We start from the raw sequence: 24977 nt of genomic DNA on the forward strand, positions 1-24977 counted from the left end.
CAAAACTATTGAAAACTAGTCATTGTAAGAAAATTACTACTTAACGCAATGCCAAATAGGTATTCTCCTTACTACGCATAAGCTTTGCCTCCTCTGTACTCTTATCTTTATAACCGCAATAGTGAAGTATACCGTGTACCATAACACGGCTTAATTCGTCTCTAAAAGAGCAATTAAAATCTTGAGCATTCTCCTCTACTCGATCTACAGAGATATACATATCGCCACTTACTACATTACCTTGAGTATAGTCAAAACTGATGATGTCTGTAAATGTATCGTGGTCAAGAAAGTCTACATTGATTTTATGTAAATAAGCGTCATTACAAAAGATATAATTAAGCTCACCGACAATCTTCTTTTCTGCACTGATAACTCCTTCTAACCAAGAAATGATTTGTTCTGGATTAACTAACTCAAAATCATTTGTACTATTAAATTCTATCATCGCTCTTCTGAAAATAATCTTGCACCTTACGCTTATATTCTTCTTTAAGAGGAAGTGCGTTACGGTTAAGAATTTCTGTTGTATTAAAATATTTTTTCGCTTTTTCTAAAGCACTATTTACGGGATTTGAAAAACTCTTAAGATTTGTATTTGCCTCACGTTTTTCTTCTTGACCTTGCTCGAAAGTGGCTTCCTTGAGCTTCAATAATTCGTGCTTAAGTTTAGTCATACTCTGCATAGTCTCATTACTAAATCCTTTGTCTAATAATTGCTCCTCAACTTTCTGCATATCCTTTACAAGTTTTTTTGCGTCATCACCTAGACCTTCACGCTCAATTGCATCTTGTAACTGCTGTCGTAATTTAGACTGTTCCTTGTAAATTTCGTAAAGCAATCCTTGCTCATACTCATCTCCACTATTTTCACCTTCGCCATTACCAGAACCTTCTCCTTCACCATCTTTATCTCCATTACTTGATTCTTTACTGCCTCCTTTACCACCTTTTCCTTCACCTTCTTTTCCGCCCTCTCCATTAGATCCAGGTTGCTCCCCTCCTTTTCCTTCACCTTGTTCACCGCCTGGTTTATCTCCACCTGCCTTTTCTCCATTCTCAGCATCCTCACCATCTTTACCTTCCCCAGGTTTTTTTCCTTGACCCATTTTTTTATTGAGCTCTTCCTGACTTTGTATGATATCTGGCAATTGTTCACCTCCGCCACTTCCGGAACCTACTCCTACACCTTTCCCTTTTCCAGAACCTTTACCAGACATCATAGCATTTTGCATATCATCAAGAGACTGGCTTAGAAGATCAGCTAGTTCATTTGCGCCAGTAATCACATATTGCTGGCTACTTACACCTTGTATAATTTGATTTTCTGCAAGACGCTCTAACGCCTTATTCATATTATAATCTATGTCTACTAGTGACTCGTTTATTACTTCATCAAGCTTAGGTTGACGTAATGATAATGCATATAAGCTATCATCTATATGCTCAAAATTCTGTTTTAAAACATTCTGGCGTCTTAGCTTTTTAGCATAGTTAGGATTTTTATCATCCATACTTCTAAAGTTCATCATCACGACTTCTTCTTCAAAACTAAAAACTAAGAGGTTATCAAGTATCTGCCTAAGCATCTCTGCATCTTCTTCTAAAGCTTCCTCACCAGACATTTGCATTTGTGACTGCATAGACTGGCTCATTTGCTTCATTTTATCTGCTGCCTTTTTTTGTTTTTTCTGTGCTGCAGATGTGTCTTGAGGTTGCCCACTTTGTTGTTGCTGTTCTTGATTTTTTAATTCTTGTGAAGCTCCTTGTTGCTCTTCTTTAATCTCTTCTTGCTTTTGATCATCCCCCGGAATATCCATTGGCTTTTTAAGTTCTTGATTTTCTTTTTCGAGATCCTTAAGCGCTTCTTCTATATTTTTAAATTCTTCATTTAGTTCTTGCTGTTGTTCACTTGTATTTTCCGCTCCTTCTTTTTTACTTAATGCTTCTTGTTTTTCTGCAAGCTTTTGTAAATCATTTGCTATTTGCTCGGCCTTTTTTTGAACATAATATCTCTTTGTAAGTTCAACCATTTGCTCAAGGTTGCGCTTATTATTTTTATTCTGTTTTTCTAGTTCCTCTAGTTTTTCTGAGAGCTCTTCTTTTGGCATTTTTTCTCGCAGCTCGTGTAACTCTTTGAGAAGTTTTTCATTTTCCTTCGCCTTTTTTTCTTGACGTTCGAGGCGTTCCTTTAACCTCTCTTTGTCCTCATCTGTTTGTTCTTCTTCCTTTTGAAACTCATCCAGATTTTCTTTAAGCTGTTTAGAAAAGTCTTTCATCATTTCTTCTTGCTGCTGTTGTCGCTTTAAGAAATTGTCCAGCTTTTTTTGATCATTAAAGGTAAGTTCCTTTTTCTCTTTTTGAGTACGAGAGATTTCTTTGAGCTCCTCCTCTCGTTCCTTCATCTTTTGTAAAGACTTGTCTAGATTACTAATTGATTTTTGTTGTTGCTCTAGTTGTTTGTTTTTGAGTTCATCCTTTGTAAGTTTTGTGTAGCTAAAAATTGTACTCTTTGTGCTCTTGTAATTATGAACTGCATCATTATCAAAAACCTCAAAATAATACTCATAATTTATACCCTCCTGCAGGTCAAGATTATCAGGAAAGGCATAAACAAATTGATCCACATTACCGTTTGATATAGCAATACTCTTATATTGCTTTACTTTAGTTTCAGACGGGTAATACACGATTTGCAACTTAGTTAATCCATAGTCATCACTTACTTTACCGTAAAAATAGTTTTGTTGTTCGTTTACCGTATCTCTTTTTGCCTCTAGTAATAGTTGAGGGTATTGATCTTTTATAACTTGCAAGTTATAGGCAAGACTTTCATAGTTTTTTAATCTTGCATTGCTCGTACTTACCTCGTAGCTCGTATTATTATAAATACGCTTAGAAGTGCTGTAAGATGTACTGTTGTTTTTATTTTCGCTTAAAGCGAAAGAAATAATAGTATCCTTAAGCACAAGATCTACATTATCAGTTTGTCTTGTACGTAACTCCCAGCTCACGTTTGAGCCTTCTGGAATAATTGCATTTCCAGTATTTTTAATACGTTCTGTGCGCTTATTAGTGTGATTAGGATAATCTATAACCATCTCAAAATCAAGTAGTACCGGAACTCTAAGTATCTCAAGATCATAAGGTTGAGAAACCACCTTATTACCCTGAAGGCTAAAGGTCACATCTTCTGTAGGTTGCTCAAAAACATAACTATACTCTCCTGGAGCTGTTTGCTGTAAAAAATAAACCTCATCGTTAAAGCGTATACTTGCCTCCTCTGGAATTACATCTCCTACGGTACGCACTCTAAGTTCAAAATCTTTATTCTCTATAGCTTGTAAATCTTCATTTACCACATAAAAAGAAAAAGGAGCTGGTGGCTCATAAGCTTCATTATAGTTTACAACACGCTCATAGCTAGAAGAAAATACCTTTTCCTTACCTGCATAGTTTGCGATAAGAAATACCACAATCGGGATGGCAGCATACTTTAAGTACTTACTATTTTTTTTAAAATCTATGGCTAGCTTAAAAGGTACCGGCTCTAGCTCTTCACTCTTTTGTGCTATGCTCGCCAGCATAAGTTCTGAGTCTCCAGCATCTTTGTGTAGCTGGAATGTGTTTATAAGTTTATCACTTACCTCTGGAAAATAATTACCTATTATACTCGCAGCATCTTTGTAGTTAATTCCTTTTGAGAGTTTAAATAGTCTGGATAGTGGTAGTAAAATGAATTTGGCGAGAAGTGCTATTTCTACAAGAATAAAAACCCAAAATAAAACGGTACGACCTGCAGGACTGAGCCAAAAGAAATATTCAATTAAGAGGGTGAGTAAAAAATATAAGACTCCAAAAGCAAAAAACAAAATCACGCCTTTAAGCAACTCATTTGTGTAATACTTCTTAATAAAACCTTCTAACTTCCTCTCTATCTTTTCAAACCTGTTCATCATTATAGGTATTCTCTTTATAGCAACCTCTAAAGTACTATTTTATTATGTTTTAAGAATGTTCTATTTTGTCTACAATAATCTTGCCTATCCACACTTTATGCAAGATTATTACATTGTCCTTTCTAACAATATATTAAACACAGCACTTTTACCCTATGAAAGATCTCAAATATCTTACTGCCTACTCTACTCCACTATGTGCTTTTATAGGTCTTACTTATCAAGGTGTCTGGGTGTGGTTAACCCCAATTTATGCCTTTGTTCTTGTACCTATCATTGAATCAATTTTACCTGTAAACGAGGTTAATATAGATGCTCAAGAAAAGGAAGATAAACAATCATTACATTGGACAGATTTCTTATTGTATCTAAACATTGTGATTGTGTACGGTATACTATTACTTACATTAACCACAGTAACTACTCAAGAAACTAGCCTTGCAGAGCTTGTAGGCCTCATATTTTCTGCCGGTATTGTAATAGGCTCTAATGGAATAAATGTAGCTCACGAGCTGGGTCATCGTAAGAGTAAAATTGAGCGAACTCTAGGTAAACTCCTCCTACTGCCAGCACTCTATATGCACTTTTATATTGAGCATAACTATGGCCACCATCTTAAAGCTGCCACTCCAGAAGATCCGGCCACAGCAAAGTATAATCAATCGATTTATTCTTTTTGGGTTTCTTCTATTTACAAGCAGTATACAAACTCCTGGAGGATACAAATGGACCTATTAAAAAGAGCAAATAACTCTTTTTTATCTTTTAAAAATGATATGCTCTGGTATCACATTTTTCAAGCTAGTTATTTGTTTGTTGCTTATTGGTTTTTTGGCTCTTTAGGTCTTATGGTTGTAATTTTTGCAGCAATCGCAGGCTTTTTACTCCTTGAGACTATTAATTACATAGAACATTATGGGTTGAGACGTAAAAAACTTCCTAGTGGCCGTTATGAGCGTGTAAGAGAAGTACACTCGTGGAATAGTAACCACGTTTTTGGACGCATAATGCTCTATGAGCTTACCCGTCACAGTGATCACCACTATCGTGCAAATAAGAAATATCAATTACTAGATTATCACGACATAAGCCCGCAATTACCATATGGATATCCTACCAGTATGGTGCTATCGCTATTACCACCCTTATGGTTTAAAATTATGAACAAGCGAGTCCCAGCAGATCAGAGACCACAGGTTAATTAAATATAGTTCTACAAAATGTAATTAATAGGGTTACGCTTTCGCGAAAGCGTAAAAACTTTAAACCTCAAATCTCAAAATTTTACTCTTCTTAAAAGTATCTTTGCACAAAATCTAAGACTATGTCTCAAAATGTTAGAGTGCGATTTGCACCTTCACCTACTGGGCCATTGCACATCGGTGGTGTGCGCACGGCGCTTTTTAATTACTTATTTGCAAAGAAACACGGAGGTACTTTTATCTTACGTATAGAAGATACAGATCAAAATCGCTATGTAGCTGGTGCCGAAGATTATATACGTGAGAGTCTAGACTGGTGCGGTATCTCTTATGATGAGGGACCTACTAAAGATGGTGGATATGGACCATATAGACAAAGCGAGCGCAAGGATATGTATCATACCTATGCACAGAAGCTTATAGATTCTGGTAATGCTTACTATGCTTTTGACACTGCAGAGAGCCTAGATGCTCACCGAAAAGATCACGAGGCAAACGGTAAAACTTTTATATATAACTGGCATAACCGTCTTAAACTAGATAACTCACTAGTACTCTCTCAAGAAGAAACTAAACAACGCATCGCAGCTGGTGATAACTATGTGATACGTTTTAAATCTCCTCAAGATGAAGTTTTAAAACTTCAAGATGAGATACGTGGTGATATGGAGATAGATACAAACATACTAGATGATAAGATATTATTTAAGTCTGATGGTATGCCTACCTATCACCTAGCAAATATTGTAGATGACCACCTTATGGAAATCTCTCACGTAATACGCGGTGAGGAGTGGTTACCATCTCTTGCTTTACACGTATTGCTATACAGAGCATTAGGGTGGACAGCTCCAAAATTTGCACACTTACCGCTTATCCTTAAACCAGTGGGTAAAGGAAAGTTAAGTAAGCGTGATGGAGATAAACTAGGTTTTCCAGTGTTTCCGCTACAATGGCAAGATCCTAAGAGTAATGAGATCTCTTCTGGTTATAGAGAAGATGGATACTTTGCAGAGGCTGTAGTAAATATGCTTGCTTTTTTAGGATGGAATCCAGGTACAGAGCAAGAAATCTTTAGTCTCGAAGAGCTTATTGCTGCCTTTGACCTTAAGCGTGTTAATAAGGGTGGGGCCAAATTTGATCCAGAAAAAACAAAATGGTTCCAGCAGCAGTATATGCAAGAAACGCCCGTAGCAACTATTGCAACAGCTTTCTCTTCATTATTAATTGAGAAAGGTGTTGAGGCTACAGAAGGATATACTACACAGGTTGTAACACTTATAAAAGAACGTGCTGTCTTTATAGAGGATCTTTGGACCTTAGGTAGCTACTTCTTTACAGCTCCTACTTCCTTTGATGAAAAAGCATCAAAAAAGGCCTGGAAAGAAGGGACGACTGCTATTATGGAAGAAGTAAAAATCATTCTTAATAGTGTAAATAATTTTACAACTATAGAGGCACAAACAGCTCTTAAAGCTTGGATAGTAGATAGTGAACTAGGGTTTGGAAAAGTAATGCAACCCTTTAGGCTTTCGCTAGTGGGAGCTATGCAGGGACCAGATGTTTTTGATATTGCAACTACGATAGGTAAAGAAGAAACACTGCGACGTATAGATTATGCTATCGCTACGTTAGGATAATTATTACTTGATATTCTAAAAAAGAGGGAGTTTATAGCTTCCTCTTTTTTTTGTGCTTTAAAGATAAAGAACAATACCTCCAGCTAGTAAAGATGGAGATCCTTTAAAATTATTTGCATTAGGATCTACATCTAATAGATCTCGGTCATTAAGATTATTAAACATATTTGTAAATCCATATTGATATTGTATAATAAATCTCACGTGCTCAAAACCAGCGGTGATACCTATGATACCAAAACCATTTATACGTGATATTTCTTCAATATCTTCTGCTCTTAATGCTGTATAACCTTCTACAATATTATCTCTCTGGCCTGTCTGTCTTAAATTCATTTTACCATTAACAAGTAAGGCAGGACCAAAATCTATTGCAAGATGTTTTTCTATAAGATTATAACTAAATAATAGATTAAGCTGTGCTCCTATTACTGTATATCTTGTTTCTTCTAGACGTGACTCTCCTAGTGGACGACTTTGTAAATTTATATTAGCACTTAAAAAATCAATCCCATAAACGATTCCAAAATCGTTGTATAATCTACCCCTCGTGGTAAGACCACCTAGAAAACCAGTTTCTCCTTCTAGATTAAAGTTTTGAGTTTCTATATCTAGTACAGAGAGTTTTGCTTGAAGCCCTAATCTATTATAGTTACCTGGACTATAATAAGACTGTGCTGTTACGGTAAGCATACCTATAGCAAAGAATATTAAAAAAATTATATATCTCATATATTGAGGTTCAGACTAGAACGACTTTGATTAATCAGTTTGTAATATAGAGCAAGTTTATTTCGTTTCAGAAACTTTTAGCTTAAGTGTTACTTTTTCTCGATAATAGCTACTTATCTTTATGAGAATCTTTGTGAAAGGTTCAATAAACCATCAAAAACAATAATTATGAGTCAAGTTATTCTTCCTGTACTAATAGTCTTTACACTAATTGTATTAATCTCTGCTTTCTTTATGGTAAAACAACAAACCGCTGCTGTAGTCGAGCGTTTTGGGAAATTTGTAGGGGTACGTAATTCTGGATTACAATTTAAAATCCCTCTAATAGATAAAATTGCAGGACGCATCAACCTAAAAATTCAACAACTAGATGTTGTGGTAGAAACAAAAACCAAAGATGACGTTTTTGTAAGACTTAAAATTTCTGTACAGTTTCAAGTAGTTAAGGATCAAGTATATGATGCTTTTTACAAACTAGAAAACCCAGGAGATCAAATTACTTCATACGTTTTTGACGTAGTACGTGCAGAGGTGCCTAAAATGAAACTAGATGACGTTTTTGAGCGTAAAGATGATATTGCCATAGCCGTAAAGCGTGAGCTTAATGAAGCAATGTCTAACTACGGTTTTGACATCATTAAAACACTCGTAACAGACATTGATCCAGATTTACAGGTAAAGGCAGCTATGAACAGAATTAATGCAGCAGAACGCGAGAAAGTGGCTGCAGAGTTTGAAGCAGAGGCAGACCGTATCAAGATTGTAGCAAAAGCACGTGCAGAAGCAGAGTCTAAGCGTTTACAAGGACAAGGTATTGCAGACCAGCGTAGAGAGATTGCTCGTGGTCTTGAGGAGTCTGTAGATGTATTAAATAATGTGGGGATCAATTCTCAAGAAGCATCTGCTCTTATTGTTGTAACACAACACTATGATACTTTACAATCTATGGGTGAGCAAACTAACTCAAACCTTATACTTATGCCTAACTCACCACAAGCGGGTAGCAATATGCTTAATGATATGATTACCTCATTTGTAGCTTCAAATCAAATAGGAGAGCAAATGAAAAAAGAAAATGAAGCAAAAGGAATCATAAATAAGAAAAATAGAGATTCTCAAGAAGATTAAAATCATCTTTATAGTAAAAAAGCCCCAAGAAATCTTGGGGCTTTTTTTGTAAATAATAGTGCGATACTATGCTTTATATTCTCCTTTTTTATCTACTTCCTTAACGCGCTTATAGCCAAAGATTGCACTAAGTAATTTTGCTACTACTGCCTTTTGTACCAGTGAGCCCACAAGATTACCTATAGAAGAAACTGGAGACAACCCTGAGCTCATTCCAGTCTTTGCGCCATTTACATTAAGTCTTACCTCCTCCTCGCTTATTTGTCTCTTAAGCTTAAGGATTTTAAGATCGTGTTCTATCTGGTCAAAGTTATTATATACTCTCATCTATCTTGTTTTTTATAGGCATAGAAGCTCCTGCAGAGGGCGTTTCTTTAAAAGAATCATCGCTAAAGGCCATTTTACTATACTTTGTAAGTAACATACGCTCAAGTGGTTTTCCTGCAAATAAGAATACTAGTAAGAAAATGACAATATATATGCCACCCACTATAAAGTATCCTATACTAGCACTATCTAAGGCATCACCTATAATGATGGCAAGACCAATAGATAAGAATAGCAAAGCAAGAAGACCAAAAGTGGCCCTAAGTGCAAGATTTGCAGCACTTACTAAACCTCTCATTCCATTTTTAAACAGTGAGAGTTTATAGTACTCTGCAGTAACCTTAGCATACTGTTGCCCGTTATCTGTAAGTCCTTTTAGATTATTTGTTAACTTTTCAAAAGCCATATTTGATTGGTTTAGGTAGGCTTATGATAATGCTTTTTCTGTTTTTACCTTTGCCTTTTCTACGGTAGCATCTTTTTGCAACTTAGCATTTTGAAGTCTCAGTTCTGCAAGTTTAGATTCTAATGTTGCAATTACATCATCTGCTTTGTGACTTGCTGTAGAGATTGTGCTATTAAGTTTTTCTTCAAAAGATAATTTTGCCTGTTGTGCATTATCTGTAAGTGACTCTCTAGTCTCTTTAAGTTGTTTTACCAGCTTTTCTTGTTCTTTCTTAGCCTTTTTAGAAAGGTCTTTTCTAGTCTTAGTTCCTTTTTCTGGAGCATAAAGAATTCCTGCTGCTGCACCTATTGCACCACCTAGAACTAAAGCTAATAATGTGTTACTTGACTTACTCATATCTCTATTTTTTTTGATTAGTATTTGTTGTTTTGTAAAGATATTTTGATAGCCCATTATTCTCCGTTAATAACCGGTTAATATCCACAATACCAGCTCATAATAAATGTTAAAAAAACCCGCTATCTATCAAGATAACGGGTTTTTATGCCAATTTTAGTTAAAATAGAGATCCCTATTTCTTAAAACCTTGCTGCCGCTTCTTGCAGCAATTCATTCTTATCTTCTCTTGCTTTTTCGACAAATGCTTCTGCACCTTCTATGTCTTTAATGGTTTTGTTTTGCGCTTTCGCGAAAGCGTATAAACTCTCCATACCCGCAAGACGAGTTCCTACCTTTTTTGCCGCAGTGTTAAAGAATCCTTTTACCTCTTCTTCTGTAAGCTGGGTTGCTAGTTTTTGAATATCTGCTACTGTAGTAAGACGCTTCTCCTCTGGAAGATTTGCTAGCTTCTTACCTAGTTTATTTATGGTACTCAATGCAGATGCTTGTTGCTGCTGAGGTTTTGGTGCATTTTGTTTTTTTTGTGAAGCTTGCTTAGGCTTAATTTTTGCCCAAGAATCACGTAAACCTACCGTTCTGTTAAAAACAAGATGCGATGTTGTACTGTCCTTATCTACATTAAAGTATCCCTTACGCTGAAACTGAAATAAGTCGCCTACCTCAACATCTTTAAGACTAGGCTCAAGGTAGCCTGTAATGGTTGTTAAACTGTTAGGATTTATAAATTCCATAAAATCCTTGTCTTCGTGACCATCTGGATTTTCATCACTAAAAAGTCTATCAAACAAGCGCACCTCTGCCTTAATCGCGTGTTGTATAGATACCCAGTGAAGTGTTCCCTTTACGTTGCGCTTAGAAGCTTCTGTACCGCTTCCAGATCTACTCTCTGGGTCATAGGTACAATGTATCTCTGTGATATTTCCATCTGCATCTTTTACAACTTCTTCACCCTTTATGATATATGCATTTTTGAGACGTACTTCTTTACCCGAAGTAAGTCTAAAGTATTTACTACCAGCATTTTCTTTAAAATCTTCGCGCTCTATGTACAGCTCTTTACTAAAAGGAACTTTACGCTCACCTGCACTCTCATCTTCTGGATTATTTTCTGCATCTAGCCACTCTTCTTTTCCTTCTGGATAATTTGTAATCACCAGTTTTACAGGATCAAGAACTGCCATTACTCGTGGTGCAGTACGATTTAAATCTTGACGTATATGAAATTCTAATAGCGCTACATCTATCACATTCTCACGCTTTGCAACACCTACTGCATCTATAAAATTACGTATAGAAGCAGGAGTATACCCACGACGACGTAAACCAGAGATAGTAGGCATACGTGGGTCATCCCAACCAGATACAACACCTTCTTCTACCAGTTTAAGAAGCTTGCGCTTACTCATAATGGTATAGTTGAGGTTAAGGCGTGCAAACTCTCTTTGTTTTGGACGTAAATCTTCACCTGTATAAACTTGGTCAAGAAACCAGTCATATAGCTCTCTATGAGGCTTAAACTCAAGTGAGCATAAACTATGCGATATTTGCTCTATGTAATCGCTCTCTCCGTGTGTCCAGTCATACATAGGGTATATACACCAGTCACTACCTGTACGGTGGTGATCTTTATGTAAAACTCTATAGATAATAGGGTCACGCATTAACATATTTACGTGTGCCATATCAATCTTAGCACGTAGTATGTGTTCTCCTTCTTTAAACTCTCCTGCCTTCATTCTTGCAAAGAGGTCTAAGTTTTCTTCTACCGTACGATCACGATAAGGTCCAGGTACACCAGGTTGTGTAGGTGTGCCCTTTTGCTCTGCCATTGCCTCACTAGATTGTGAGTCTACATAAGCCTTTCCATCTTTAATGAGCTGGATAGTCCAATCGTATAATTGCTGGAAGTAATCACTAGAAAAACATACTTTATCCCACTGGTATCCTAACCACGAGACATCTTCCTTAATGGCATCTACATACTCTTGCTCTTCTTTGGCTGGGTTTGTATCGTCAAAACGTAAGTTTACCGGAGCACCATACTTCTCCCCTAGTCCAAAACTTATGCATATAGCCTTACAGTGCCCTATGTGTAAATATCCATTAGGCTCTGGTGGAAATCTAAAGCGTAAATCTTCTTTAGAATAAGACCCTTTAAGATCTTCTTCGACGATTTGCTCTAAAAAATTTAATGATTTATGTTCTTCTGTCATAACCTATAATTCTTGTGGTAAAATTAATCATTTTGACGATGGGTTGTGCAGGTGATTTAACTGGGATTTTTTACGCTTTCGCGAAAGCGTAATACAACCTCTATAAATCTTCTATATATAACTCAACACTTTCTACTTATTGTAACAAAACAAGATAAAACCCTACTCATATAGTAAGCAAAATACCTTTATGAAAACACTCAACTATACCTGTCCAAAATGTGCAAATACAACTTATAATATAGGGCAAATGAGAGCTACTGGTAGCTTTCTTACTAAATTACTTAATATGCAAACCGAAAAATACAGTACAGTTACTTGCAAAAAATGCTCATATACGGAATTCTATAAAGCAAAAACTAGTGCGCTGAGTAATATTTTTGATCTCTTTGGAGGATAGTATTCTTATTATACATTGTACGTATTGTAACTTTGACCACTTATAAACAATACCGCTATATGGGAAAAATAAGAGTAACAAACATACGTGCATACGCCTACCACGGTTGCCTCTCTGAAGAGACAGCCATAGGATCTGATTATAGAGTAGATGTAGAAATTGAGGCAGATTTATCTAAAAGTGCTCAAACAGACACGCTATCTCACACGGTAGATTATGTGTTACTTAACCGTATTGTTAAGGAAGAAATGGCAATACCCTCTGCCCTACTTGAGACCGTTTGCGAGCGTATACTGGTACGATTTTTTAATGAGGAAGCACTCATACAGGTAGCAACAGTAGAAGTATCTAAGGTAAATCCTCCTATAGGTGGCGATGTAGAAATGGTAACTGTAGAGCGTACTAAAACTCGTTAAGCATTCATTTTAAACAATATAAATGCTGTAAAAAAAGGATAAGGTTTTTATATCTCTTCTTGATAATGCATAATTGCAACTAGAAGGAAGTAAAAAAGTAGTGATTCTCATAAGTTATATCACAAATCTATTCCTATATTTGCACGCACAACTGGTATCGTGGCCGAGTGGCTAGGCAGTGGTCTGCAACACCATCTACAGCGGTTCGAATCCGCTCGATACCTCAAAAAGGAACTTCATACGGAGTTCCTTTTTTTATGCAGTATTATTATCTAGGTAATACTATCTGGTGTAATCTCCGGGATTTCTTGAAAACGCTCCATCTCCTGCTGTATATTAAACTCGTCTGAGGGTACAAAACCCTTAGTAACTAGTACAAGACCACAAACTATAAGAACAAGGCCTAAAACCTTTTTTAGTTTAAAAATTCTACGTGGAGTAAGATATCTTTTAAGTTGTTTTGCTAGAATAATCTTACCTAAGTCTGTAATAAAATAAGCACCTATCATCCCAATAAAAAACCCAAGAAGGCGCTCTCCATCATTTTCTACAGTAGGGCCTATAATTATTAAGATACCTAGCCAGAAAACAAGCACTCCTATATTTATAAAATTAAGTAAGAATCCTTTTATAAATAGTTGTAGATACCCTCCTTTTTTAACCTTTGCTCTATTAGGATCTAGGGCATCTCGTGTAGGTTTTTTAAGATAAATAGTAAGTCCGTACACTATCAATATAGCACCACCAAAAACATAAAGACCTGGCTGGTTACTTAAGTTTTCTAGTAATTGATAACTACTTAGGTAAGCAACCATTATAAAAATAATATCTGCTATGATAACACCTATATCAAAACTTAGAGCAGCTCTAAAACCTTTTGTAGCCGCCGTCTCCAGCAACACAAAAAACACAGGCCCTATTAAGAACGCTAGGAAAAATCCTAGGGGTATGGCCGTGTGTAGATCTTCAAACATAAAAGTATAGTGCTTTACACAAAGTTAGGTAAAGGGATTTACAAAAGAAAAGGGATGCTCACTGGTTATGAACATCCCTCTATAATTTAAGAATACATTATGGTTACATAATCTTTATACGCCCTCCAAAGGTGCGATGCTTCTTTACCTCTGCAGGATTACCGTAAATCACAATGTCACCACCGGCACGTATAGTAAGGTCTGCCATTTTACTCGCATAAGCCTCTACCTCTCCTCCAGCTTGCACAAATATCTCTGCAGTTTCTGTCTCTAGATTACGACCCTCATAAATGCCACCTGTATTTACTTTTACTCTCTGTACCGTTGCTTGACCACTCGCTTCTATAATACCTCCTGTAACAGCTCTTAAAAGGGCTTCTCGCACTTGTAAACCTACTTTAACGCGAGCTCCTTCTTGCATCTTAATCTCAATCTTGTCTTGTTCTATAAGCTCGTTTGAGGTAATAACAGCTCCTTCATTACCATCTATAACTTCTAGATTATTATAATGTACATATACAAAGGTCTTGTTACCATCAAAAATGAGATCTAGATCCATTTTAATCTTAAGTGTTCCATCCTTGTTTACCACATTAACCTGGCTTACGTCTTCACCAGTAATCACCACCTTGTTCTCGGTAGATTTTACAAGATTTACCACGATACGATCATACACTTTTACTTCTGTAAAATCTCCTACATTTTTTGTGATAGGATTTTGAGCAAAAGAAATACTCGTTATAAGTATGGCTATAAATGTTACTATTGTTTTCATAATAATTGTCTTTGTTTGTTATAGAGACAGGCGGTCCTCTTTATTGTTACAGTCTTACTATTAATGACGCTTTCCTTTCCAAGTACCGCCATAGGTATACCCAGGACTATTTTTGTGAAGATTACAACAGTCTTCACAAATAAAAACCCATTGCTTTTTACTGTGAAGTCGTACTCTAAAGGCAACTTCAGTTTCTGTATTACAGGTATGGCATTGTTTTGTTTTCATACAATAAAGCCACCCTATAAATTTTATAAAGTGGCTTATTTTTTTGCTTTCACGAAAGCGTATTTATTGTTGATGCAGCCCTTCCTTCACACCTACAAGTGTAAAGTCTAGGTGTTTCTTAACAAGGTCTGCTTCTTTTACTTTTACTACTACCTCGTCTCCTAGGGTAATCTGGTTACCAGACTTCTGCCCTATAACCGAGTAGCTATCTTGATCAAACTCATAATGATCTCCTTTTATGTCACGCAAACGCACCATACCTTCACACTTATTTGAGATAATCTCTACGTAGATTCCCCACTCTGTAACACCAGAAATAACACCCACAAACTCTTCATCTTGATGGTCTTGCATAAACTTGACTTGCATATACTTTATGCTATCACGTTCTGAACTTGTAGCAAGCTGCTCCATATGAGATGAGTGCTTACATTTTTGTTCATACTCTTCTTCACTAGCAGATTTTCCGCCATCTAGATAATGTTGTAATAAACGATGCACCATTACATCTGGGTAACGACGTATAGGTGAGGTAAAGTGACTGTAATACTCAAAAGCAAGACCGTAGTGACCTATATTTTCTGTACTGTAAACAGCTTTACTCATAGTACGTATAGCAAGTGTGTCTACCATATTTTGCTCTTTCTTACCTTGTACATCTACGAGTAACTGGTTAAGTGAAGAGGTCACACTTTTACGATCTGTGAGGTTCATTTTATAACCAAATTTACCTACGACCTTCTCAAGAGAGGCAAGCTTCTCATCATTAGGTTCGTCGTGTATACGGTATACAAAGGTCTTTTTAGGTCGTTGTTTACCTATAAACTCAGATACTTTTCTGTTTGCAAGTAGCATAAACTCTTCTATGAGTTTATTTGCATCTTTTGATGTTTTAAAGAAAACTCCTGTAGGGTTTGCATCATCATCAAGGTTAAACTTAACCTCTACTTTATCAAAAGAGATAGCTCCATCCTTCATACGCTGACGGCGCATAATTTTTGCGAGTCTATCTAGCTCTAAAGTTGCTTCTACAAGTTCATCTGTAACTGTATATTCTTCACCAGTAAGTGATACTCCCGCTGGAATAATGTTAGATCTACTCTCTATAATGGCCTGTGCCTCTTCATAAGCAAAACGTGCATCACTGTAAGTAACTGTACGTCCAAACCAAGAGTTTACAATTTTTGAAGTTTCTGGTACCATCTCAAATACAGCAGAGAAGGTATATTTTTCTTCATTAGGACGTAGAGAACACGCACCGTTACTCAATATTTCTGGTAACATAGGTACTACTCTATCTACAAGATATACAGAGGTTGCACGCTCATAAGCCTCATCATCTAGTATAGTACCTGGTACGAGGTAGTGGCTTACATCTGCAATATGCACGCCCACTTCATAATTACCATTTTCTAGTTTTTGGAAACTCAATGCATCGTCAAAGTCTTTTGCATCCTTTGGATCTATGGTATATGTAAGTACATCACGCATATCACGACGCTTTGCAATCTCCTCTTCTTTTATAGAAGTATCTATCTTATTTGCATACTCTTCTACCTCTTTTGGAAACTCGTATGGCAATCCATATTGTGCAAGTATAGAGTGTATCTCTGTGTTATGCTCACCAGGTTTACCGAGTACTTTTGTGATTTTACCATAAGGAGAGTCTGCTTTTTCTGGCCAGTCTTCTATGGTAACCACTACTTTATCACCATCTTGTGCATCACCTATTTTTTTAAGTGGTACAAAGATGTCTGTATACATCTTGTTAGACTCAGATGTAAGTACAAAGGCAAACTTTTTTTGGAGTTTTACAACCCCTACAAATTCTTCAGTTTTACGCTTGATGATTTTTGTAATCTCACCTTCGTGTTTCTTACTACGGCGCTGGCGGTATATGTATACCTCAACCTCGTCACCATTAAGTGCTTTATTTAAGTGATGTGGTGGTACATAAATATCTTGTTCAAGATCATCTACCATCACATAACCACCACCTTTACCAGAAACATCTAGTATCCCAGTGTGGTAATTTTTATTTGCTGCAATCTTAAACTGGCCACGTCCCTCTTCTACGATTTGTTCTTTGGCTTTAAGTTGCTGTAAGTTTTTGATTATTTGATTACGGCTAGATGGATCATCTACATCAAGTTTTGCCGCTATTTGTTTGTAATTGTAAGTTTTGTGATGATCTGCTTTTAGAATTTTTAGTATTCTTTCTGAGAGGTTTGTTATTTTTCCTGGTCCTCTCCTTCTCTTCTTCTTATTCATTTATTGTATATCTGGTACAAAATTAGTCTTAAAATGTTCAACTTCAGTATTTCTGTTAAAATTTTAAGTTTTTATAACCTTTCAGAAACAGGGTTTGTGATTATTACGCTTTCGCGAAAAGATGAAACGAGCAACTTATAAGAGTATGTAGCAAGAGCATTAAAATTTTATACTCTTTTAAGTCAAGACATTTTGATATGTAAAGAGTACCGTGCAAAAGCTATGCCTTAAAACATTTTATAACAGTCATTCTCAAAATTACGGAAACAGTAAATCTTAATCTCATATTACTTAAAACATCCCTTTTATGGTAACATTTTAAAAATCAAAACTTTAAAATTAACACTTAGACGTTTTATTCTTAAAAAAATCTTAAAATAAGTGTAACAATTGTATTTTTGTAGCGTCTTTATAGAGACCAGTACTATGAATAGATCAAAGCTTTTTCATAAAAACACTCTTCTATTTCTAATAATCTTCATTATTGGAATCATAGGCTTTGCTATATATATAAACGCAACCTTTGAGGAAGAAAACCCTAATCACACCTCGACACCGTTTTCTCAAGAGCGAGTGAGTTACCACTCATAGCCTAGCAACTTTATTTTTCTTTTCAGTTTCCTTTTTCACGGAAGTGAAACAAATCTCCTTGTCAACACTTTTTAAAACAGTCTTCTTTTCCTTTTTTTCTTCTAGTTACTTCTAGATGTTATTCACATATAATATTATATATATTTCTTTTCTTTAAAAATTTAAAAAAAAATTGATGCTTATTATATAGTGTGAATAGCGGTATAACTTTTTGAGCTGTTCTTTGTAAAAGTGACTTTTTGATAGTTATTGACATCTTATCTACGAGTTATTACTATTAAATAGAGTTGTAAATCTGTATGTTACGTTAGGTAGTTAACAAATGTTGATAACCGCACTTCACATATAATTGCTTATAACTTGAGTTATTAACTTATTAAAAATGGCTCCTTTTATTGCTCATAATTTTGATCATTATTTGGGATAGAAAAATTAGGTTTATATACCCTAAGTCCTGTATTGTATTTTTATTTTATAATCACAAATAGAGTTATCAGTATTGCTTAAAAGTTATTGACAATTACTATTAACAGGTTTTTCACGGTTATCAACAATTGTAAACAAAGGAAGAGGTTTACACACAACTACCTATTAAAGTTTTGATATACAGCATATTGAGCGTGTAACTTTATCAAAGAATAAAAAGAACACAAAATTATAGTCAGTATTAAATTACCGCTTAAGTAAAACGATAAAACAATACCGCTATTTACTAACTTTGTTACTCAAACAAACGTACTATGAAAATCTCTATAGGAAACGATCACGCAGGACCTAGTTATAAGAATGTTATTGTCAAGTTTTTAAAAGAAGCTGGGCATACTGTTAGTAATTATGGTACAGACACACCAGATAGTGTAGACTATCCAGACTTTGGACATCCCGTTGCGACAGATGTAGAGGAGGGTAAGGCAGATTTTGGTATTGTTATATGTGGTAGTGGTAACGGTATTGCAATGACTGTTAATAAGCATCAAGGTGTACGTGCGGCCCTATGCTGGATAAAAGAGATTGCCATTCTTGCTCGTGAGCATAATAATGCAAATGTAATAGCGATACCAGCACGCTACACTTCAGAAATGCAGGCGCTTGAGATGGTAAAAGCATTTATTACTACAGAGTTTGAAGGAGGCCGCCACCAGAGACGTGTAGATAAAATAGCTTGTAACTAGCCTTATAAAAATCCCGCTACGCGGGTATTACTTATGGACAAAGTAGCCCTTGATTTTAAAATCAAAAAGTTTGAATTTCTTACTACGAGCGAGTTGTACGATATACTACAACTTAGAGCTGAGGTTTTTGTAGTAGAACAAGACTGCGTGTATCAAGATGTAGATGGTAAAGATCAAGATGCCGTACACGTGATGGGTTATAAAAACGAAAAGCTAGTCGCATATACGAGAATTTTTGGACCAGGAGTTTATTTTGAAAATGCCAGTATAGGTAGGGTAGTAGTGCAAGAAAATGAACGCGCGCACACTTACGGCTATGACTTAATGAACACATCTATAGAAGCTGTAGAGCGATATTATGATGAGACAACCATAAAAATATCTGCTCAAACGTATCTCAAACGTTTTTACAACAATCTTGGTTTTAAAGAAGTAGGTGAGGGCTATCTAGAAGATGGAATTCCTCATATTGGGATGCTGAAAAACTAATAGCGAGAATTTTTACGCTTTCGCGAAAGCGTACTCATAACTTAAGCCGTAAACCTTACCAAGCCTCTGTCTCACAGATACACCTAAAAGAGGTTTTACTTTTAGAAAGCGTATCGGTTTTAATACGCTCACTTTGAATATTAAAGAGACTACCGTCATTAAGTAGTTCATCGAGATTATAAGTAATCAAATATCCCTCTGGATGATCTTTTACGCCAGCTTCTGATGCTTGTAATTGTTTTAAACGATCAATTTGTTTAAAATGATTAATCACGTTTACAAACTCACTTTCCGAAAGGAGCCTGTAGTATAGTTTTTTAGGAAATTGTTCTCTAGATTTTTTTGTCTTATTGATATGGTTAAGACGCAAAGTAGCCAGTTCTGAACGCCATTTACAAAAAAGAAGAGCTTCTTTATAATCTACACCTAGTACAGGGTACTTTGCATACACTGGGTTTTCAAGAAAATTAGTACTTCTCTCTCCATCACTCAAGGCTACTTCACTGGTATCTTTAATATTAAGTAAAGATGATAGCGCATCTGCATAACTGTTTTGTTGCAACACTTTTATTTCATCTGGAAGTGGCGCATTGTGAGTGGGTAATGCCTCAAACATTTTTGAAGACTCTGTAGTCCAATAATAATCTCGATGCCTCAAAAACTCTTTATACATTTCATTAGTCACGGGTTGTTTATCAATAAACATAGTATCTACCAGCTTGATAGTACCCGGAGGAATGTAGTTTTGATTAATACCCTCATTGATTATTGATGTAGGCTTGACCGCTTGAGAACAAGACAAAAAACTCATTGTAAGTATGCAGATTGCTACCGTAACTTTAACCATATAATTACTTTTTCTTAGGCTTTACTTTCTTCACATAAGTAACGAGAATCTCTACACGCTTATCATCTTTAGGGTCACCACCTAGTGGAAACCTACTGCCAAAACCTTGATATCGCATTCGTTTTTTTGCTACACCGTGGTCTGCAAGATAATCGTATATAAATTTTGCTCTCGCCTCAGAGAGATTACGTTTTCCAGTCTTTAGGTTAATACCATCACGGCCGTGGTCTACACAACACACGTGACCCTGTATCTTAAAAATAATCTCAGGATGTGCAGCAAGATATTTGGCTAGCTTATTAAGGTCCTTGCGTGACTTACCGTGTATATAGCTGTAGTTAGTTTTAAAAAGGATGTTTTTTAAAAGGATACGGTCTCCCTTTACAATAGGCTCATCTTCAAAGGTTTTATATCTATCCTTTGTCTCTTCTAGTTCTTTCTCTTCGGCAATGGCTTCTTTTGGAACTACGCGAGGTTCTAATAATGATACTATAATCTCTACTTTACGATTAAGGGTACGTTGCACCTCACTACCTACATCATCTAGTCTGGTGAGAAGTAGCTCTCCTTTTCCGTCTGAGTTTTTTATGATACTATCTGCAATACCTCTATCTACAAACTTTTGTTTAATAGTATTTGCACGCTCTTGTGAGAGCCAGTTATTATAGGCATCTGTACCCCGGTCATCACAATAGCCATAAATAGAGATATCTTCTATTTTATCTAGAGGCAAAGAGGTAATAAAGCGTTCTAGCTTTGCATTTTCTATAGCAACGAGATTAGATTTATCTGTCTCAAAAAAGGTTTCGTGTGTCTTATCTACCTGAGCAAAAGCTTGTACAGATAATAGGAGCAGGGCTATATGTAATGCAGCCCTTTTAATTATTTAAAATCTCGTTGTAGCGATTTTTATCTGCTAGTACTGCTAGCGCTTCCTTAACCTCTACATTATTTATAATCTGGTACTCATAAAGACCATCTCGATAAAAGTATCTCTTTACAATCTCATCTATGAGTAGATTTTCAATCTCATCTTGACGCTCATCTATAGATTTTTCTTTTGCTAGCGTTATCGCATTAGTAAGTTGACTATAAGCCGCCGATACTTCTGTTTTAAGATCATCCTTATCTGCTTGTTCTAGTGCCTTTGCAAATGCCTTTTCTGTACCGGTTTCATACTTAAAACCTGTACGATTTAAAAATGATTTAAAGTCTGCAAAATCTGCTTGTGACCACGAGAACTCACTCATATCGCTATACTGATGGTTATAATAGTAATCTGTAGCATATTCAAAAATCGCATTATCCTTGAGAAGGGCAGTAGTTACTGGGCTCAACTTTGCAGAGCTCACTTGTATATCTGGTAATACACCACCACCGTCTAGTACCTTACGACCGTTTTTAGTTTTAAACTCATTATAATCTGCAGCATCGGTGCGTACGGCATTTCCATTTTCATCACGATTCCAGTAATCTAGGGCTTGTATACAGCGACCAGAAGGCGTGTAGTAGCGAGATATCGTGATTTTTACAGATGTACCATAAGTAAGTGGTTTAGGGCGCTGTACAAGACCTTTACCAAAGGTTCTAGCGCCTACCACCACAGCTCTATCATAATCTTGTAAACCTCCAGAAACAATCTCTGAGGCAGAGGCAGACCTGCCATTTACAAGCACCACAAGAGGTATCTCTGTATCTACAGGTTCTTGCGAAGTCGTATAGGTCTTATTGTATTTTTTTACTACAGACTTTGTGGTTGTAATGAGAGACCCTTTAGGTAAAAAGAGATTACAAATATTTATAGCCTCACTTAGTAAACCACCACCGTTACCACGTAGGTCAAGTATAATCTTTGTAGCACCATCTGTTTTAAGACTCACAAGTGCCTCTTTTACTTGGCTAGATGCCTTTTTATTAAACTTTGTAAGCACTATGTACCCAGTATCACCATTTATGAGTTTTGAAAACGGGACTGCATCTATCTCTACCGCAGAGCGTTTTATAGTGGCTTTATCCGTTTTTCCTTGGCGCCTGTAGGTGATGACCACTTCACTGTTTGGAGCTCCTTTAAGTAAATCTCCAGCATCACCATCTACATCTGCCACGGTAATGTCACCTATTTTTATAATCTCATCACCTGCTTTAAGACCTGCTTTATCTGCCGGGTATCCTTTACGCGGTTCTATAATCGTCATTTTGCCGTCTTGATTGCGCACGGTGGCACCTATGCCAGAATAGTCTCCAGAGCGGTTAATTTTTGCATCTTCTACCTCTTGCTCGGTCCAGTATTTTGTATAGGGATCAAGATCTGCAAGCATACCTTCTATAGCGCTATCCATAAGCTCTGCAGGGTTTGTTTCATCTACATAATTCATATTAAGCTCCTTAAAGAGCTCTGTAAAAATTTCGATTTGCTTTGCGATTTCAAAAAAGTCGCTTTTAAAACTAACCGTACTGATACCTATGACAACAGCAATAACGGGAATGAATATTTTCTTTTTCATAATACAAGATGTCTGTAAGAGACTATAGTTGTGCGTATAACGCTTTCGCGAAAGCGTAATTATCTACTTTTTGTTTTTTTTAATCCATCTGCGTATAAAAAATACGCCTATACTTAACAAGATAAGAAAAGGCCAGAGATGCAACAAACTTAAGATGCAGGAGCTATCGCATCATTAAATCTTTTTATAAGTTTGACCATAGCCTTATGCAGCTGTTGTTGAGAGACTTCTTCTCGACCTGTATAGATAATAAGCATCACAAAGGTCGTGCCTTTTATACAAATCTGGTCTTTGTGTAAACGATATGACTCTCGCATCAAGCGTTTTATACGATTGCGAGATACGGCAAGTTTAAAATTGCGCTTAGATACAGAAACGCTCACTTGGTGTGATATGCCTTCTTCCTTGAGCGGTGTCTCCATATATATGAGCCGCAGCGGAAAAGACTTGACAGACCTTCCCTCTATAAAAAGCGCTTCTATGAGCTTCTTAGATTTTAGCTTTTCTTTTCTTGGGTATGAGTGTGCCATTGCTGGCAAAGATAGTAGAATTGAGGTAGGTAATGGAGGAGATATACGCTTTCGCGAAAGCAAAAAAAATCACAATACAGCACATCAAATATTGGAAAAAATACATTTTATTGGAAAATATCCATAATTTTGCCATCTATGAAGACAGAACCTCAAAAAGTAAAACGTGCTGTGACAGACTACTCGGGTAACCGGTCTGTACAAACAGGTTTCCCCAGTCCTGCGACACATTACCGTGAGCCTATGATAGACCTAAACAAGGAACTTAGTTCTTCTCGTGATGCGACCTTTTTTGTACGTGTAAAGGGTGATAGCTGGAAGTCACATAACATTCTTGATAAAGATGTTTTGATAATAGACCGCGCACAAGTAGCACAAGAGGGTAAACTGGCACTAGTAATTACAGAAGAGGGTTTTGATGTGCAAAGAATAAATGCTTCAAAACCTATAGAACTCTGGGGAATGATAAGTTACATAATACACAAGGCGGTATGATTGCGATGGTAGATTGTAATAGTTTTTATGCCTCTTGTGAGCAGGTATTTAGACCTGACTTAAAAGGTAGACCTGTCGCTGTACTGAGTAATAACGATGGTTGTATTATAGCAAAAAATAAAGAAGCAAAGGCGCTCACACATATCCCATATCGCGACCCACTTTTTAAAATAAAAGGGTTGCTGGCACAAAACGATGTCACGCTCTTCTCATCAAATTACACCTTGTATGGAGATATGTCTGACCGCGTGATGAATGTTCTGCGCGAGTTCTCACCTGCCGTTGAGGTGTACAGTATAGATGAGTCTTTTGTAGATCTCTCTGGGATGATTCACGTAGATCTTAATGCCTACGGTCATCAAATTAAAAATACAATTGTACAGCGCACTGGGATACCCGTAGGAGTAGGCATTGCACCTACTAAGGTACTGGCAAAACTTGCAAACCGTATTTCAAAAAAGGTAGCACACTTTGACCACGTGTATGTGATGGATACCGAGGAGCGACGCATAGAGGCACTTAACTGGGCAGATACAAAAGACATCTGGGGGCTAGGTAAAAAGCACGTGGAACGTCTCGCTCATATAGGTGTCTTTACAGCTTATGCATTTACAGAAGTACCACTGGCGTGGGTACGTAAAGAAATGACCGTAGTAGGGGAGCGCTTGTGGCGGGAGCTTAATGGAGAATCTTGTATTCCTTTTGAAACGCTTCCGCGAAAGAAAAAAGCAATAGGAACGGCAAAATCCTTTGGTAAAAAACTGGATAACCTACCACAAATAGAAGAAGCCTGCGCTTACTATATAAGTGAAGTAAGCGAGGTGCTACGCTCTCAAAAATGTTGCTGCACACAACTGCGTATATATCTTACCACAAACTATCACAGTACAAATGATGTGCAACACGCAGATAAAACAATTGTAACCTTATCTGTCCCTACTAATGATACCTTTATGCTTATCGTGGAAGCTAAGAAAGCCTTAAAGCGAATTTATAAGCCAGGATTTAAGTACAAAAAAGTGGGTGTAGACCTTTTAGGTCTCATACCAGAGGAGCAAGTACAAGGTAATCTCTTTATGCCCGAAGCGACGGGAGATAAGCGCCTCATAAAAGCCTTTGACGCGATAAATAATCGCTACGGGAAGTCTACAGTTTCGGCAGGATTATCTGGCACTTCAAAAAGTAATAAGGAATGGGAACTCATTAAAGAGGAGCGCAGCCCACGATATACAACCCAGTGGGATAGTTTACTGGAGATAGGGAAGGGGTAGTATTTATC

24 protein-coding genes and 1 tRNA gene are annotated in these 24977 nt (G+C 36.6%); 10 read left to right on the forward strand and 15 right to left on the reverse strand.

All coding sequences use genetic code 11. The features are described from left to right. Positions 1-40: 40 nt before the first annotated feature. The gene (gene ybeY, locus ABVM49_RS04595) at positions 41-448 is read right to left on the reverse strand and encodes an rRNA maturation RNase YbeY (RefSeq protein WP_405203228.1); all 408 of its coding nucleotides are present in this window, start codon (positions 446-448) and stop codon (positions 41-43) included. Then, positions 435-3959: a hypothetical protein gene (locus ABVM49_RS04600; RefSeq protein WP_405203229.1), complete on the reverse strand. Its 3525-nt coding sequence runs from the start codon at positions 3957-3959 to the stop codon at positions 435-437. Before ABVM49_RS04600 ends, ybeY begins: the two co-directional genes overlap by 14 nt. A 155-nt stretch (positions 3960-4114) precedes the next feature. Here ABVM49_RS04600 and ABVM49_RS04605 point away from each other — a divergent pair, with 155 nt between their 5' ends. Together ABVM49_RS04605 and gltX are read left to right on the forward strand one after the other, a co-directional pair. Next, complete coding sequence (locus ABVM49_RS04605) at positions 4115-5164, forward strand: alkane 1-monooxygenase (RefSeq protein ID WP_405203230.1); 1050 nt, start codon at positions 4115-4117, stop codon at positions 5162-5164. 119 nt (positions 5165-5283) lie between these two features. Continuing rightward, positions 5284-6801: a glutamate--tRNA ligase gene (gene gltX, locus ABVM49_RS04610; protein ID WP_405203231.1), complete on the forward strand. Its 1518-nt coding sequence runs from the start codon at positions 5284-5286 to the stop codon at positions 6799-6801. A 57-nt stretch (positions 6802-6858) separates the two neighbouring features. Here gltX and ABVM49_RS04615 read toward each other — a convergent pair whose 3' ends face one another. After that, on the reverse strand, positions 6859-7533 hold the full coding sequence (locus ABVM49_RS04615) for a hypothetical protein (RefSeq protein ID WP_375253164.1): 675 nt from the start codon (positions 7531-7533) through the stop codon (positions 6859-6861). A 168-nt stretch (positions 7534-7701) separates the two neighbouring features. Between ABVM49_RS04615 and ABVM49_RS04620 the strand changes: the two genes are divergently transcribed. Further along, positions 7702-8661 carry an SPFH domain-containing protein gene (locus tag ABVM49_RS04620; RefSeq protein WP_405203232.1) on the forward strand — a complete coding sequence of 320 codons (960 nt, stop codon included), beginning with the start codon at positions 7702-7704 and terminating at the stop codon, positions 8659-8661. Between the two features lie 66 nt (positions 8662-8727). Here the strand turns inward: ABVM49_RS04620 and ABVM49_RS04625 are convergent, their stop codons facing one another. The 4 genes from ABVM49_RS04625 to ABVM49_RS04640 all read right to left on the reverse strand — a co-directional run bounded on the left by ABVM49_RS04625 (position 8728) and on the right by ABVM49_RS04640 (position 12006). Beyond that, positions 8728-8988 carry a DUF6327 family protein gene (locus ABVM49_RS04625; protein ID WP_035326205.1) on the reverse strand — a complete coding sequence of 87 codons (261 nt, stop codon included), beginning with the start codon at positions 8986-8988 and terminating at the stop codon, positions 8728-8730. Further along, entirely contained in the window at positions 8975-9394 is a 420-nt protein-coding gene (locus ABVM49_RS04630) for a phage holin family protein (RefSeq protein WP_405203233.1), read from the reverse strand. Before ABVM49_RS04630 ends, ABVM49_RS04625 begins: the two co-directional genes overlap by 14 nt. A gap of 21 nt (positions 9395-9415) precedes the next feature. Beyond that, entirely contained in the window at positions 9416-9790 is a 375-nt protein-coding gene (locus ABVM49_RS04635) for a YtxH domain-containing protein (RefSeq protein ID WP_038598144.1), read from the reverse strand. A gap of 182 nt (positions 9791-9972) precedes the next feature. Next, a complete protein-coding gene (locus ABVM49_RS04640) occupies positions 9973-12006 on the reverse strand; it encodes a glutamine--tRNA ligase/YqeY domain fusion protein (protein ID WP_405203234.1) in 2034 nt (677 codons plus the stop codon). A 190-nt stretch (positions 12007-12196) separates the two neighbouring features. Between ABVM49_RS04640 and ABVM49_RS04645 the strand changes: the two genes are divergently transcribed. The 3 genes from ABVM49_RS04645 (at position 12197) to ABVM49_RS04655 (ending at position 13046) form a co-directional block, all read left to right on the forward strand. Further along, positions 12197-12406 carry a zinc ribbon domain-containing protein gene (locus tag ABVM49_RS04645; RefSeq protein WP_380031654.1) on the forward strand — a complete coding sequence of 70 codons (210 nt, stop codon included), beginning with the start codon at positions 12197-12199 and terminating at the stop codon, positions 12404-12406. Positions 12407-12465: 59 nt separating this feature from the next. Beyond that, positions 12466-12822 (forward strand): dihydroneopterin aldolase, encoded by a 357-nt coding sequence (folB, locus tag ABVM49_RS04650; RefSeq protein WP_405203235.1) that lies wholly within the window; start codon positions 12466-12468, stop codon positions 12820-12822. Between the two features lie 153 nt (positions 12823-12975). Beyond that, a tRNA-Cys gene (locus ABVM49_RS04655) sits at positions 12976-13046 on the forward strand. A 48-nt stretch (positions 13047-13094) separates the two neighbouring features. Here the strand turns inward: ABVM49_RS04655 and ABVM49_RS04660 are convergent. The 4 genes from ABVM49_RS04660 to rnr all read right to left on the reverse strand — a co-directional run bounded on the left by ABVM49_RS04660 (position 13095) and on the right by rnr (position 17070). Next, the gene (locus tag ABVM49_RS04660) at positions 13095-13796 is read right to left on the reverse strand and encodes a LysE family translocator (protein WP_035326195.1); all 702 of its coding nucleotides are present in this window, start codon (positions 13794-13796) and stop codon (positions 13095-13097) included. 103 nt (positions 13797-13899) lie between these two features. Continuing rightward, entirely contained in the window at positions 13900-14571 is a 672-nt protein-coding gene (locus tag ABVM49_RS04665) for a head GIN domain-containing protein (RefSeq protein WP_038598137.1), read from the reverse strand. Positions 14572-14631: 60 nt separating this feature from the next. Continuing rightward, positions 14632-14799 carry a hypothetical protein gene (locus ABVM49_RS04670; RefSeq protein WP_405203236.1) on the reverse strand — a complete coding sequence of 56 codons (168 nt, stop codon included), beginning with the start codon at positions 14797-14799 and terminating at the stop codon, positions 14632-14634. Between the two features lie 63 nt (positions 14800-14862). After that, positions 14863-17070: a ribonuclease R gene (rnr, locus tag ABVM49_RS04675; RefSeq protein ID WP_405203237.1), complete on the reverse strand. Its 2208-nt coding sequence runs from the start codon at positions 17068-17070 to the stop codon at positions 14863-14865. Between the two features lie 1331 nt (positions 17071-18401). Between rnr and rpiB the strand changes: the two genes are divergently transcribed. Together rpiB and ABVM49_RS04685 are read left to right on the forward strand one after the other, a co-directional pair. Continuing rightward, positions 18402-18833 (forward strand): ribose 5-phosphate isomerase B, encoded by a 432-nt coding sequence (gene rpiB / locus ABVM49_RS04680; RefSeq protein ID WP_038598131.1) that lies wholly within the window; start codon positions 18402-18404, stop codon positions 18831-18833. Positions 18834-18866: 33 nt separating this feature from the next. Then, on the forward strand, positions 18867-19322 hold the full coding sequence (locus ABVM49_RS04685; protein WP_405203238.1) for a GNAT family N-acetyltransferase: 456 nt from the start codon (positions 18867-18869) through the stop codon (positions 19320-19322). Positions 19323-19377: 55 nt separating this feature from the next. Here the strand turns inward: ABVM49_RS04685 and ABVM49_RS04690 are convergent, their stop codons facing one another. From ABVM49_RS04690 to rnpA, 4 genes are all read right to left on the reverse strand, one after another. After that, complete coding sequence (locus tag ABVM49_RS04690) at positions 19378-20169, reverse strand: SUMF1/EgtB/PvdO family nonheme iron enzyme (protein WP_405203239.1); 792 nt, start codon at positions 20167-20169, stop codon at positions 19378-19380. A 4-nt stretch (positions 20170-20173) separates the two neighbouring features. After that, the gene (locus ABVM49_RS04695) at positions 20174-21055 is read right to left on the reverse strand and encodes an OmpA family protein (RefSeq protein WP_380032195.1); all 882 of its coding nucleotides are present in this window, start codon (positions 21053-21055) and stop codon (positions 20174-20176) included. Continuing rightward, positions 21048-22673: a S41 family peptidase gene (locus tag ABVM49_RS04700; protein WP_405203240.1), complete on the reverse strand. Its 1626-nt coding sequence runs from the start codon at positions 22671-22673 to the stop codon at positions 21048-21050. The genes ABVM49_RS04695 and ABVM49_RS04700 overlap by 8 nt, the downstream gene beginning before the upstream one ends. A 149-nt stretch (positions 22674-22822) precedes the next feature. Beyond that, positions 22823-23203, reverse strand: a complete 381-nt coding sequence (rnpA, locus tag ABVM49_RS04705; protein WP_405203241.1) for a ribonuclease P protein component — start codon at positions 23201-23203, stop codon at positions 22823-22825. A gap of 138 nt (positions 23204-23341) precedes the next feature. Between rnpA and ABVM49_RS04710 the strand changes: the two genes are divergently transcribed. After that, a complete protein-coding gene (locus ABVM49_RS04710; protein WP_038598120.1) occupies positions 23342-23698 on the forward strand; it encodes a S24 family peptidase in 357 nt (118 codons plus the stop codon). Continuing rightward, positions 23695-24969, forward strand: coding sequence for a Y-family DNA polymerase (locus ABVM49_RS04715; protein ID WP_405203242.1), 1275 nt, complete (start codon positions 23695-23697; stop codon positions 24967-24969). The genes ABVM49_RS04710 and ABVM49_RS04715 overlap by 4 nt, the downstream gene beginning before the upstream one ends. Positions 24970-24977: the final 8 nt, after the last annotated feature.

Source organism: Dokdonia sp. LLG6352-1, assembly GCF_045055815.1.
Taxonomy (GTDB): Bacteria; Bacteroidota; Bacteroidia; order Flavobacteriales; family Flavobacteriaceae; genus Dokdonia; species Dokdonia donghaensis.